At 66.4% G+C, this 13,553-nt stretch carries 8 protein-coding genes; 3 read left to right on the forward strand and 5 right to left on the reverse strand.

Annotation, left to right across the window (positions count from 1 at the left end; genetic code table 11):
* Positions 1-28: 28 nt before the first annotated feature.
* A complete protein-coding gene (locus tag ACQP1T_RS01180) occupies positions 29-3,397 on the forward strand; it encodes an arabinosyltransferase domain-containing protein (RefSeq protein ID WP_433758094.1) in 3,369 nt (1,122 codons plus the stop codon).
* Positions 3,398-3,595: 198 nt separating this feature from the next.
* Here ACQP1T_RS01180 and ACQP1T_RS01185 read toward each other — a convergent pair whose 3' ends face one another.
* Together ACQP1T_RS01185 and ACQP1T_RS01190 are read right to left on the reverse strand one after the other, a co-directional pair.
* Positions 3,596-3,757 carry a hypothetical protein gene (locus tag ACQP1T_RS01185; RefSeq protein WP_169811244.1) on the reverse strand — a complete coding sequence of 54 codons (162 nt, stop codon included), beginning with the start codon at positions 3,755-3,757 and terminating at the stop codon, positions 3,596-3,598.
* 64 nt (positions 3,758-3,821) lie between these two features.
* Positions 3,822-4,223: a winged helix-turn-helix transcriptional regulator gene (locus ACQP1T_RS01190; protein ID WP_433758095.1), complete on the reverse strand. Its 402-nt coding sequence runs from the start codon at positions 4,221-4,223 to the stop codon at positions 3,822-3,824.
* A gap of 105 nt (positions 4,224-4,328) precedes the next feature.
* On the opposite strand from ACQP1T_RS01190, the gene ACQP1T_RS01195 reads away from it, so the two are divergent.
* On the forward strand, positions 4,329-5,258 hold the full coding sequence (locus ACQP1T_RS01195; RefSeq protein WP_433758096.1) for an NADP-dependent oxidoreductase: 930 nt from the start codon (positions 4,329-4,331) through the stop codon (positions 5,256-5,258).
* A 72-nt stretch (positions 5,259-5,330) separates the two neighbouring features.
* On the forward strand, positions 5,331-5,918 hold the full coding sequence (locus ACQP1T_RS01200; protein ID WP_062980957.1) for a Uma2 family endonuclease: 588 nt from the start codon (positions 5,331-5,333) through the stop codon (positions 5,916-5,918).
* Positions 5,919-5,981: 63 nt separating this feature from the next.
* Here the strand turns inward: ACQP1T_RS01200 and ACQP1T_RS01205 are convergent, their stop codons facing one another.
* From ACQP1T_RS01205 to ACQP1T_RS01215, 3 genes are all read right to left on the reverse strand, one after another.
* A complete protein-coding gene (locus ACQP1T_RS01205) occupies positions 5,982-9,353 on the reverse strand; it encodes an arabinosyltransferase domain-containing protein (RefSeq protein WP_433758097.1) in 3,372 nt (1,123 codons plus the stop codon).
* A gap of 47 nt (positions 9,354-9,400) precedes the next feature.
* On the reverse strand, positions 9,401-11,236 hold the full coding sequence (locus ACQP1T_RS01210) for a glycosyl transferase (protein WP_433758098.1): 1,836 nt from the start codon (positions 11,234-11,236) through the stop codon (positions 9,401-9,403).
* Positions 11,237-11,460: 224 nt separating this feature from the next.
* Positions 11,461-13,401 (reverse strand): galactan 5-O-arabinofuranosyltransferase, encoded by a 1,941-nt coding sequence (locus ACQP1T_RS01215; protein ID WP_433762562.1) that lies wholly within the window; start codon positions 13,399-13,401, stop codon positions 11,461-11,463.
* Between the last annotated feature and the right edge of the window lie 152 nt (positions 13,402-13,553).

Below are 13,553 nucleotides of genomic sequence, written 5' to 3' on the forward strand. Positions count from 1 at the left end.
CAATTAAACACAGCTACCATTGCCAACCGTGCCCGACGCCGCTACCGCTGTCTTGACAAAACCGCCCGCCGCGCCCGAAGTCGCACCGAGCGATTTCCGAACCGCGCGCCTCGTCGCGCTGGTCACCGGCGTGCTCGGCGCACTGTTCGCGCTGGCAGCTCCGTTCTTACCGGTCAGCCAGACCACCGCGACGCTGAATTGGCCGCAGGGTGGCGCGCTCAACAGTGTGCAGGCGCCGCTGATGTCGCAGGTGCCGACCGATCTCGACGCGAGCATTCCGTGCGCCGCGGTCGATCAGCTGCCGAGTTACGGCGGGATGCTGCTGGCCACCGCGCCGCCGCAGGGCGACCGGGCTTCGCTCGAGGCCATGTTCGTGCGGGTCTCGGACACCACGGTGGATGTGGTCGACCGCAATGCCGTGGTCGCCTCGGCCGAGCGCGCGCAGTTGGGCGCGTGTACGTCGATCACCATCAGCTCCGATGTCAATCGGACCAGGGCCGCGTTCGAGGGTGTGACCACTACGATCGAGCGGCCGGTCGAGGGCGCGGCGCCGGGGACCACGCAGAAGGTCGAGGTACCGCTCGAGGGGCAGCTCAACGGTGATCTGCGGCCACAGGTGGTCGGCGTGTTCACCGATCTGAAGGGCGCGGTGCCGACCGGCCTCTCGTTGCACATGACGGTGGACACCCGGTTCTCCTCCAGCCCGACGCCGGTCAAGTTGATCGCGATGATCGCGGCGGTGCTGTGCACGCTGATCGCGCTCGGCGCACTGGCTCGACTCGACGGCAGCGACGGACGTGGGCACCGCCGGTTCCTGCCCGCCAACTGGCTGAAGCCGAACTGGGCGGACGGCGCGGTCGTCGGCACGCTGCTGCTGTGGCATTTCGTCGGCGCCAATACCTCCGATGACGGCTACATCCTGAGCATGGTTCGGGTGGCGCCGCACGCGGGCTATATGGCCAACTACTTCCGCTGGTACGGCGTCCCTGAGGCGCCGTTCGGCTGGTACTACTACGTCATCCAGGCGTTCTCGGAGATCTCCACCGCCAGCCCGTGGGTCCGGCTGCCCGCGCTGTTCTGCGCGATTCTGTGCTGGATGGTGATCAGTCGCGAGGTTGTGCCCCGGCTGGGGCGCGGGGTGCGCAACAGCAAGGTGGCGCTGTGGACCGGTGGGCTGGTCTTCCTGGCGTTCTGGCTGCCGTTCGACAACGGTCTGCGCTCGGAGCCGATCGTCGCGCTCGGCGCGCTGCTGACCTGGGTGTCGATCGAGCGGGCCATTGCGACGGGTCGTCTGCTGCCGGCCGCGGTGGCGATTCTGGTGGCCGCGTTCACCCTGGCGGCGGCGCCGACCGGTCTGATGTGTGTGGCCGCGCTGCTCGCCGGTATCCGGCCGCTGGTGCGGATCGTGGTGCGGCGGCATCGGCAGTTCGCGGCGCAGGGGGTGGGCAAGTGGGGTTCGACGCTGCCGCTGCTCGCTCCGATCGCGGCGGCGGGTCTGCTGGTGCTGATCGTGGTCTACAGCGACCAGACCTTCGCCGGTATCCAGGAGGCCAACCGGGTGCGGCAGGTGACCGGCCCGAATCTGGCCTGGTACGAGGACTACCTGCGCTACTACTACTTGTTCGTGGAGACCGTCGACGGATCGCTTTCGCGCCGCTTCGCCTTCCTGATCATGCTGCTGTGCCTGTTCACCACCATGCTGGTGCTGTTGCGGCGCCGGCAGGTTCCCGGCATCGCCAGCGGTCCGACCTGGCGGCTGATGGGCGTGGTCTTCGGAACCATCTTCTTCATGATGTTCAACCCGACCAAGTGGACCCACCACTTCGGCGCGTACGCGGGCATCGCCGGATCACTGGCCGCGGTCACCGCGGTGGCGGTGTCGGCAAGTGCGTTGCGGGCCAGGAAGAATCGGGCGATCTTCCTCGCCGGACTGCTGTTCGTGCTCGCGGTCGCCTTCTCGGGCATCAACGGCTACTGGTATGTGTCCAGCTTCGGCGTGCCGTGGTTCGACAAGCGGATCTCGCTGCACGGTTACCAGTCGAACACATTCATGCTGTTGCTGTTCGGGTTGGCGCTGGCGCTGGTCGCCTGGTCGGCGCTGCGCGAGGATTACACCAAGCCGCAGCCATCGGCGAAGTCGGTGCGCGGCAAGCGGATTCGCAAGTTCGCCGCCATCCCGCTGACCGTGGTCGCCGCGCTGATGGTGCTGCTCGAGGTGTTCTCGCTGGTCAAGGGTGCTGTCGCGCAGTATCCGGCCTATTCGCTGGCACGCTCGAATTTCAATGCGGTAGAGGGTAATTCGTGCGGACTCGCCAATGACGTGCTGGTGGAACCGGATGTGAACAAGGGCAACGGCATGCTCACGCCGATCAGCGATCCGGCGAATCCGCCGAAGAACGGGGATCCGCTGGCCGGCGCCGATCCGGTCGGCTTCGATCCGAACGGCGTGCCCGAGAAGCTCAGCGCCGACACCATCGAGGTGAAGCCGGGTACCGGCAATACCTCCACCCAGTCGGTCGGTCCGGTCGGCGCGGACGGTCAGAACGCGGGCACCGACGGCGGCTACGGCGCGACCGGGGTCAACGGCAGCCGGGCCACCCTGCCCTTCGGCCTCGATCCGGCCAGCACGCCGGTAATGGGCAGCTACCAGCAGGGCGTGCAGCAGCCCGCGCATCTGGTCTCCAGCTGGTACCAGCTGGCGCCGCGCTCGGATGATCGTCCGCTGGTGGTCATTTCGGCCGCGGGCCGCATCCTGTCCGTCGATGACACCGGTGACACCAAGTACGGCCAGTCGCTGACGGTCGACTACGGCAAGCACCTGCCCGACGGCAGCGTGCAGATGCTCGGCACCTACCTGCCGCGCGATATCGGTCCGTTCCCGTCGTGGCGCAATCTGCGCATCCCGCTCGACGAGATCGCACCCGATGCCGATGCGGTGCGCATTGTCGCCAATGACCCGATTCTGATCGGCGATCAGTGGCTGGCCTTCACCCCGCCGCGGATGCCGAAGTTGGCCACGCTCAACAGCTTTATCGGCTCCGATCAGCCGGTGCTGCTGGACTGGGCGGTCGGCTTGCAATTCCCGTGCCAGCGGCCGCTGGATCACAAGAACGGCGTGGCCGAGGTGCCCGGTTACCGCATCCTGCCGGACCGGCCGCTGGCCATCAGCTCGACGAATACCTGGCAGGCCGAGGAATTCGGTGGTCTGCTCGGCTTCAGTCAGATGCTGGCGAGGTCGAGCACCATTCCGACGTATCTGAAGAACGACTGGGCGCGGGACTGGGGTTCATTGGAGCGGTACGACCAGTACTACCCGAACGCGGTTCCGGCCAAGTTGGATACGGGTACGGCCAGCCGTTCGGGGCTCTGGTCGCCCGGACAGCTGCGTGTGTTCTAGGTCGTGAATGAAGGCAGGCCCGTCGAATCCGGCGGGCCTGCTCTCGTTTCGGGCTTCGGGTTGTGCTCAGCGTTCACTCGTGATTCCGGGAGATCCGGGCACAACGGTTGCTCTGGTCGACAGCGTCCCGCAACGACGAAAGGCCGCGGCGTCGACTGTTCTGCCGACGCAACGGCCTGGTGGATGATGGTTTACGGACTAGACCTTCGCCATGCGTAGGCCCAATTCACGACGGAGCAACTCTTGCGGGGTTTGGCGGGACAACACACGCAGCACCGCCGGTCGAAGCTCCCGTAGTTCATCTTCGGTGAGCAGTCCGACAAGGTCACGCAGATCCATATCATCGAAGGCCGCGGTCATGAATAAAAGGTTAAGGCCAGCTTCATCGGTGGGAAGGCTTTCGCGACCAACTTTTACGACACGGTCACGCTGGTTCACCGTCGTAACGTGCGCGCGCCGCGAGCACTTCGTCCATGCGCTCCTCGGCCCAGGTTTTTATGGCGCGCATCACAGGTCGCAGGCTGTGGCCGAGTGCGGTGAGTTCGTAGTCGACACGCACCGGCACCTCGGCGGTGATCCGGCGTTCCAGTAGGCCGTCGCGCTCCAGGGTGCGCAGGGTCTGGGTCAGCATCTTAGGGCTGACGCCGGAGATGATCCGGTTGATCTCGGCATAGCGCAGCGGGCCGTCGGCGAGAGCGTTGAGGATCAGGCTGACCCATTTGTCGCTGATGCGGTCGAGCAGTTGGCGCGTGGGGCATTCGGCCACGTAGGCGTCGTATCGCTGTTTTGCCAGGTTACGGCGCTGTGCCGCGGTTGTTGTCGCCATCTGCTTCCCCTGCTGCCTGTTACGCACTTCTGGGTAACTACTACCTGATAGATAGTAACTCGCTCTAGGTTTGTCGACGTAACCCGTTAAGCGATAGGGAGCGCCATGCGTGCAGTAGTAGTCCGTCGAACCGGTCCGGATGCCGTCGCGGAGATCATCGAGGTACCGACGCCCGAGCCGGGGCCCGGAGCGGTTCGAGTGAAAGTTGCTGCGGCGACGGTCAATCCGGTGGATCTGATGGTCCGCAACGGCGTCGGCGGTACCGCGTTTGCCGCCCCGCGCGATCAGTGGGGGATCGGATGGGATGTCGCCGGTGTCATCGATGCTGTCGGTGCCGGTGTCGATTTCACGGTGGGTCAGCAGGTGATCGGCATCAGTGACCGTCTCGACGTTTCGTTGGCAGCGCAAGCCGACTATGTCGTCCTCGAAGCCCAAAACGTGGCCCCCGCACCGACTTCCGTACCGGCAACCGCCGCGGCCACCATCCCGCTCAACGGCCTCACCGCCCTCCAGGCCCTGGCCGCTCTCGACCTGACAGCTGCCGATTCGCTCCTGATCACCGGAGCCGCAGGCGCGGTAGGCGGCTTCGCCGTCGAACTGGCCGCCGCCCAAGGTCTTCGAGTAATCGCCTCCGCGTCGTCTGCCGACGAACCCACCGTCCGCGCCCTCGGCGCCACCGACTTCATCCCCCGCGGAGTGAACCTTCCGGATGCCGTCCGAGCCCTCGTACCCGGCGGCGTAGACGCTGCCCTCGACGCCGCGGCCCTCGGCCCCGAAACCCTCGCCGCCGTCCGCGCCCGCGGCCGCTTCGTCTCCATCAGCGTCCCCGCCACCCCGATCCCCTTGCGCGGCACCGAGGTAACCACCGTCCTGGTCCACGCGAACCGCCCCCAACTCGACGAACTCGTCGCATTGGCCGACAAAGGCCACCTCACCCTCCGGGTAGCCGAAACCTACCCGTTGGACCAGGTCGCAACCGCCCAACGTCGCTTAGCGGCAGGAGGCCTGCGCGGTCGCCTCGTCCTCGTCCCATGATCGCGCTCGGTACTCCGCTGGGGAATGCGCGACTTATCTGCTGGTGTGAGCCGTGCCCGGTAGGCTCACGGCATGACTAGCGGCGCTCCCAGCGACTGGTACCGGTGGATCCCGGAGCAGATCACCGCCCGGGACTATGAGCTGCTGCCCGAGGAATTCTGTCGAACCATCGAGGTGGTCGACGGGCATATCGTGAAATGTGAGAGCCCGTCCCGCTTGCACAACCGGATCGCTCGGCGGTTGGCGGCGCGGATGGAAGCCGGACGCAAGCCCGAGCCGTGTTTGATGGTCGAGACCGATGTGGACGTTCGAATCAGCGATGTGCCGCTGAGTCTGCGCCGACCGGACGTCACGGTCTACCGCTGTCTGGATGACGATGCGAAGCTCTACGCCGATGACGCTCTACTGGTGGTGGAGATCGTTTCGCCGGATAGTTCACACCACACCGATACGGTGGAGAAGAAAGCCGCCTATGCCGCTGCGGGTATTCCGATGTACCTCATCGTATTTCCCACCGAATCGGGTGACGGCATCGAGCAGATCGAGGAATACCGACTTTCCGAAGGTCGCTACCATCTGGTCGGGCTGCATACCCGTCGGCTGACGCTCGATACCCCGATCTCCATCGATGTTGCTTTCGGTGAGTTGACTGCGGGCTAGTCACCGCCGGTTCGATCAGCCCACGCATGAGCCCAGGGTTGTCGGCTCACGCGTGGGAATGGGCTATCGCGCTCGGATCGGGTCGGCCTTCTTCCAGCCGTTCACCGATTTCACGGTGGTGGCGATGGTTGCGGGGGTGGCGGTGGGGTCGTAGGTGGTGAATTGTTCGAGGGAGCCCCAGTCTCGGGTCCAGTCGTGGGTGAGGTAGGTGGGGATGGTTTGGGATTTCAGGAGTAGACCGGTCCAGCCGAGGGGGCCGCCGCCGATATCGTCCTGCCAGGCGTTGGAGGCGTCGGAGCCGACGCGGTCGGGCAGGATGCGCCACTCGGGGACCTCGGCGACGCCGTCGTGGTGGTCGAAGGGGCGCTGGCAGGGGAAGGCCAGGCCGACGTGCCAGTCCAGCAGGACCGGAGCGGTTTCGCCGACAACGGAATTCAGCGTGGCCAGATGCGGCAGCCGGGGTGGGGTGACGGCCAGCCACTGCTTCTGGGTGATGTCGTTGTCGACCGCGACCAATCGCACCGCGTTCACTCCGGCGGGCAACTTGTCCAGTGGCACACGGAGATTGCGCCACGACGGGGCCGGCCCGATATCGAGCGGATCCACCGAACCGAGCGTCCGCACTTCGCCGTCCGCTCCGCGCACGCCGTACTCCAGGTGCAGTTCCTGCCCGTAGGTGAGCACACCGTCGGCATCGACCGAGCGGATCCGGCCCGCCGCGGTAATGGCGAGCACCTGGTAGGCCGGGTCATTGCGGATGCTGTCGGTCAAATCGAGTCGGTACCACTGCGAGGTGAGCTTGGCCTGCTGCTGGTCGGCTCCCTCCTGGTAGCTGCCCATGATCGGGGTCCGCGCCGGATCCAGACCGAACGGCAATGCCACTGTGCTGCTATTGATTCCGGCTTGCTGACTGGTGCCGCCGCCGGTGCCGGCACCGGTGGTATTGGTGGTCTTGTTCTTCGAATCCTTGTTCACCGAATTCGCACCGCCGGTCACCGTTTCCTCGGCATCCGCAGTGAGGTCTGCCGCGACACCGTTGGGCGTGAATCCCTTCGATTCCGTGGACAATCCGTCGGCGGGGGAGCCCGTGTAGGGGAGCAGTAGCGAATTCGCCGTGTCGGTCTCCACCAGCACCTCGTTGGCCAGCGCGCAGGTATTACCGTTCAGCGATTCGAGATTCGACTTGGCGATCGAGTACGCCGGGTACTGCGTGACCGCCGCCTTGGCCAGCGACGCCACCTCGAACAGCACGAGCAGCGCGGCCGCGATCGTCAACGGCGCGGAGGCATACCGCTCGAAACGACCTGGCGCATCGGTCTTCTCGCGATACGGCTCGCGATAGTGCAGCCACACCGCGACGATCAGCGCGACCCCGCTGAGCCCGAGGAACAGCGTGGACAGGCCCTTACCCGCGATCAGCGGCGACTTATCCCACCACGGCACACCGTAACTGGATACGTACCACCAGCCATTGGATCCGGTGAAGGTGATCGCCAGCAGGAACAGCACGGCCGCGGCGAACAGCGCCCGGTTGCGTGGCGAGCGAATCCCATTGGTGCCCACGGCAACCGCCGCCAGCGCCGCCAGCGACCCGGCCAGTCCGGCGTATACGCCGAAGTGGTGGGTCCACTTGGTCGGGGTGAACATCATCAGCAGCAGCGAGGCGAAGACGATGCCGAGAATGCGCACCGACGGTCCACGCGAGGTCCCCGGAATCCGCCCCTTGCGCAGCACCTGCAGCACGCAGACCAGCAGGCACAGCAGCATGACCAGCACACCGAACCGCCGCGCCAGCGATCCGTCCGGCGAGAGCATCAGCAGCGAATCCCACCGTGTCCGCTCATCGAACCAGGCCACATTCGGCCCGACGAGGGTGCGCACCCGGGTCGCTTCCATCACCGTCGCCAGCGTCTGATCGGCGAAAACGACGACCAGCACAAGCGTTCCGGCGGCGAGTCCGGGTGCCAGCAGCGCGGCATACCGGAAGAAGGTGGCCAGACGCGAGGTGCTGTGGTCGGCCGTAGCGGCGGCAATCCGTGGCCCGCCACCCGATGCGCCTTCGTTCCCAACCGAATTCGCGTCGTCCGCCGAATCCGGCACGGCAATTCCGGTCGCCAGCGTGCCCGCGGCATCGCGCGCCCGTCGAATGATGATCTGCAGCACCGGCCGCGAACCCGCGATCAGCGCCGCGACACAAATCAGCCCTGTCGGACCGGCCGCCAGCGAGAACGCGGCGATCAGCACCCCGACCGCGGCGGGCAGCAGCCGTCCCGTGGCGATGGCCCGCTCGATCGAGCACCAGGTCAGCAGCGCACCCGCGGCGATCAGCGGTTCGGGCCGCAGGCCGTTGTCATAGGGCAGCCAGAACGCCAGGAAGACCAGACCGGCGGTCCACAGCGCCACCTTGTTCCTGCGCACCCGAGCACCCAAGCGCGGCAGCACCTCTCGGCTGATCACCATCCAGCACACGATTCCGGCGGCCAGCGTCGGCAGCCGCATCCACGGGCTGGCATCGGAGACCTTGGTCATCCAGGCCAGCACCTCGTAGGACCAGCCGAACGGCGCCTCCGGCACCGCGAACCACCGGTAGTAGTTGGCCATGTAGCCGGAATGCTCCGAGGCGCGGGCCATATTCAGGATGTAGCCGTCGTCGGAGGTATTGGCTCCGATGAAATGCCACAGCACCAGGAGTCCGAGCAGCACCGCATCGGCCAGCGTGAACCGCCACCAATGCGCGGGCAGGAACCGGCGCGCGCGTCGGCCGTCGGCATTGTCGAGCAGGTGCAATGCGATCAGCGCGATGATCGTGCAGACCGCCGCGGCGATCATCGCGCCGAGCTTCAGCACGGACGGGGTCGAGGAGAAGCGCGAATCGATATCGGCGTGCAGCTTCGCGCCGTCGAGCTTCGCGGCATCCAGATCGGTGAAGACGCCGACCACCTGCGGGCGGATATCGCGGGTGATGGTGTTGCGGAAGGGGGTACCGTCCTGGCGCTTCGCACCGACGAATTCGACCGAGGTAGCGGCCGCCGTCGTGCTGATGGTGACGGACTCGCATCCGGCGATCTCGGCGACCGGCGCGGACAGCAGCGGCACATCACGCTGCAGCACCGAGAGCGTGCCGTCGGTGACCGAGACGATCAGTCCTTTGGCACTGGCCTGACCCGAGGCGTGCGGAATGGTCGACAGCAGGGTGCCCGACCCGGCCGCGGTCACCACCGAACACGGCAGCGTCGCATCCAACCGCAGCGGCACATACGAAACCAGCGGCGCCTCGACACTGGTACTGCCCGCCTGGGGCCAGTCGAGCGCGGCCTGATCCTGTTTCACCGGAAGCAACGGCGTCAACAGTGCCAGTACGAATCCGAGCAACCCGGAGACGAGGGCGATCAGGCGGTTGCGGGTGAACGCTGCAGAAGTTCGGTCCGGTCGCACGAGGGACCATGCTAGCCACCCGCATCGGTGACGCTCGCCACCGAGATCTATCGCAGCGGCCGGACGTCCCAGAGCCACACGTCGTCGACCTGTCGCGGCGCGCGTTCGAGTAGTTGGGTCATGGTCGTGCGCAGCACTTCGGAGTTCTTGCTGGCGGGCAGGACGACCACGTCGGCCTGCCAGAAGCGCAGGTCGTCGAGTGCCTGTGCGCGGGTGTCGGCATCGATGGGCGGGACGACGCCGGTGTCCTGTGCGCCGACGAGCAGGGCGGTGGTCGGGCGGAAGTCGGGTCCGTAGATGCCCTTCTTGTTCGCGCCGGTCGGTCCGACGAAATAGCCACCGGCGAGCGCGAAGTCGAAGTCGGCGTCGGCCTGCCAGCGCAATGCCTGCGCATCGGGGGGCCGCGGCGGCGGCACCATGACTACGGAACCGCCACTCACGTATTGCTTTACCGTCCCGTCGGCGAAGAACGCCGGAGTCGGTGCGCGTTCGATCACCGGCAGCACGGTCGGGATCAGCGGTACCAAGCCAAGGGCGAGCGCCGGAAACCAGGCGAGCGGGCGCCAATCGACCGGCGACTGCCGCCACCAGGTGACCGCCCGCTGGGTCGCCAAGGCCAGCACCGCCGCGATGGCCGGGATCGCGGCCATGGTCAGCCGGGTTTCCAACACCGTGTTGAGCAGTGGGATCTTTTCGGCCCAGCGCCAAGGCAATTCGATCCCGGTCGATTGCTTGCCGAACATGGCGACCGCGCCGAGCGAGAGCACCCCGAAGACCACCATCACCGCGGTCGCCGCGCGGACCACCCGGTCGCGCCACAGCAGCGGCACCGTCACCACCAGTAACAGCAGCAGTGGCCAGCCGAAGTAGGCGTTCTGCTCGGTATCGTTGATGGCCACGTACTGGCCGGGCGTGAACATCCCGCCGAGCGATTCGGAGGGGAACTGCACGATGGCCTTCAGGTCGTTGCCCATCGGCCCGTGGTCGATCGAGCGATAGCTCTGCGGCCCGAAGAACTGCCACCACAGTGGAATTTCGGTGAGCATCAAGGTGATCACCGCCGCCGATGCGATGGTCGGTGCGAGCGCACGCACTACCTGCCAGCCCGTGCGCGGTGTGCGCAGGTAGTACACCAGGCCGAAAAGTCCGAAGGCGAGCGCGAAGATCAGCAGCGGTTCCTCGCCGAGCGCGATCTGCATCGCCACCAGGAAGCCGAGCGCTACGGCATCACGAACCCGCCTGCGCGGCTCGGTCGTCTCCGCGACACCTCGCGCGATGCGGATCAACAGTCGCGCGATGACCGGAAGCAGCGCCAGCAGCACGAAATTCGGGTGGGCGTTGGCATGGGAGATCATCGCGGGCGCGAAACCGCAGAACACTCCGCCGATCGCGGCGGCAAGCCTGGACCGCACCAATTCCCGGGAGAACAGCCAGTACCAGGCGAAGGCGGTGGAGGCCAGGCCGAGGGTGAGGACGAGCACGAAGGTGACGGTCGGTCCGAACAGCAACGTGACCGGTGTCAACGGCACCCCGACCCCGAACATGGCGGTATTGGCCATCATGTTCACCCCGGCCGGGAAGTTCTGCAGATTCGTGCCGAGCGGATTCTGCAGATGCGCCACCGAATGTGCGGTGACCGCGAAGAACCACTCCCACATCGTCTGGTCCTGACCGCTCTTGATCAGGTACCCGCTATGTGTATTGCGCCACTGTCCGGAAAGCACCGTGACGGCCAATGCCAGATAGCCCACCGAGGCGACCACATCACTGCGATCGACCCGGATCCGTCTCCGCTGCGCGGTGCGCGGCTCGGCTCCGGCAACGCCAGCCGGTGTCGATCCCTTCGTGACGACGCCTACTGCTGGTGGTGCCTCGACCCGCAAAACAAACTTCTCCCCGTAATTGGTCAGATCAGCGGTCCACGGTACCGAAGTACCCTGTGAACCGCCCGGCTCCACGGCCCTTGATGCGCCGATTCGGTGGCCGCGACGCTGCCATCGGCGGCCACCGGTCAGTGGACGGCTAGGTTAGCCGGTACCCGGCCAGTTACCCATATTCTCGGGAAATCATGCGTCGAGCCGGACACCACCCCGTGTTGCCGATGGCGTCAGCGATTGACGACGACCAAGGTGAAGGGACCGATATTGGTGGTGGTGAAGTGTGCATCATCGAACAGCTCCTTGGGGAAGCTCACCGTGTAACGCTTCACATTCGGGTCGTTGGGGTAGACGTCCTTGGCCAGGCGCAGGGTGTAGGCATCGCCGCTGCTGCGGAAGAGGAACGCGTCCGGTGCGCGCCACGGGGTCTTGCCGAGTGCGTCCACCAGGGCAGCGGCGGAGTTCAGCTTGCTCCACGACTCGATGGTGGCGGCGCGGCCAGCGAAATCGGCCAACGGGTTCGCATAGTGCGAGGTGAGCGCCTGGAAGCCGTAGTACGGGTAGAAGGACAGGAAGCTGGTGTCGGCGGTGAGCAGCACCGAATCCGAGCGCGGACGGCCGGTCTGCGCGACGAGTGCCGCATCGATTTCGCGATAGTACGACGCCGCGCCCGGTGCCCGCTTATCCGCGCGTTCGCCGTTGCCGTCGGTGTCGGTATACGCGGTGGTGATCTCCGGCTTCAGCACCTGTGGAATGTCCTGAGTGAACGCGAGCGCGCCGACAACGGCGACCACGACAACGGCGACCTTGAACCGACCCGCCTCATTGAGTGCCCGATAGGCCTCCCGCGCGCCTTCGACGAAGCCGAACGCCCCGGCCGCCGCCAGCAGCACCTCGAGCACGGGCGTCAACCGGAACGAGAGCAGGGTGGTACCCGCCGCGGTCGCCGTCATCGACAGCAGACACCACAGATAGATCGCCACCACACCGATCCCGAGTGCCTGCGCCCGCCGCGACGACCCCGCCCGCAACACCAACCAGGCGGTCCCGAGCAGGAAGAACGCCCCCGACAGCGAGAACTCCGCCATCGGCAGCGGCAACTGCGCCCCGCCCTCGGGCAGATAGTGGAATGCCGTCCCCGAACTCGGCATCGTCCCACCGAGCATCTTCAACACGAACGGCAGCCAGACGACCAGCGCCACCAGACCCGCGATCGCCGCGATGACAACCAGCCGAACCAGCGGCGGCACCGCAGCACGCCACACCGAACCCGTCCCGCCGTCGGCAGTATCGCGCTGCGTTCGGTTCGCCGCTCGCTGTGCCCGCACCGCAAGCCCCGCTGAGACCAACCCCATCAGCCCGACCGCAAATGCCGCCACCGCGAAATACAACGTGTAGAACGATGCGGCCATCCCAAGGAACAGCCCGGCTCCGATAACCGCGCCCCAACCCCCGGCAGTTGTGGTGCCGCGCGCCACACCGCTGCGGTACAAAGCACCCCACGCGAGAATCAACGCCGGCGGCAGCAGTAGCACGATGACCGCGCTGTAGGCCTCCGGCGCGGCATAAGCCACTGTCACCGCGGTCGTCGCCGCACTGACTCCGATCGCCCAGTCGGCGCGAATCAGCTTGGACCACAATACGAGTGCGATTACCGCGACCACCGCGAGCGATCCGATGGCATACGGCTTGAACGCCGCCCAGCCGTCCATGCCGAGCACATTCGCCACGCGACCGCCGATCCAGAACCAACCGGCCGGATAGAACGGCGGCAGGTCGGCATAGGTCATATCGTGCAGTGCCGCGCTATCGGTCAGTCGCGTCAGATATTCGGTGCGGAACTCCTGGTCCACCGAGACGCCGAACAGGTACAGCTTGGTCGCCGCCAGCGGCATCCCCAACGTCACCGTGACGAACGTCGAAATCCCGACCCAGGACAGCACTTTCGCCACCCAAGGCCACCGCCGCGCCCGCACCAGCCAGATCGCCGTCCCCAGCAGCACCGCCGCCCCGACCTGGCCGACCGTGGTCAACGACCTGGTCACATTGGACGAGTTGAACGCGGGCCACTGCACCATCGAAAACGCCACCAGCCCAACGGCCGCGACGAGCGCGGCCAGCACGGCGGCCAGCAGCGCCTCGCCCACTCCGAAGCCGATGTGCCGGATCAGCAGCGCACCCCGGCCGCGCTCCGGCGCGGAGTGCTCGGCGCGTTCTGCCGTGACTGTGCTCAACGGAGTGCTCCTTCGACAATGCGACGGCTCGAGGTCGGCTCCGAACTTGCCACGCCGCCCGGCCGCTCGCACGGGCAGGGTGCCGAATG

It is taken from the genome of Nocardia sp. CA-135398, from assembly GCF_050955845.1.
Taxonomy (GTDB): Bacteria; Actinomycetota; Actinomycetes; order Mycobacteriales; family Mycobacteriaceae; genus Nocardia.

Coding starts and splice junctions, on each gene's coding strand:
- ACQP1T_RS01185 (WP_169811244.1), bottom strand. CDS start 3,757: ATGACCGCGGCCTTCGATGATATGGATCTGCGTGACCTTGTCGGACTG.
- ACQP1T_RS01195 (WP_433758096.1), top strand. CDS start 4,329: ATGCGTGCAGTAGTAGTCCGTCGAACCGGTCCGGATGCCGTCGCGGAG.
- ACQP1T_RS01200 (WP_062980957.1), top strand. CDS start 5,331: ATGACTAGCGGCGCTCCCAGCGACTGGTACCGGTGGATCCCGGAGCAG.
- ACQP1T_RS01190 (WP_433758095.1), bottom strand. CDS start 4,223: ATGGCGACAACAACCGCGGCACAGCGCCGTAACCTGGCAAAACAGCGA.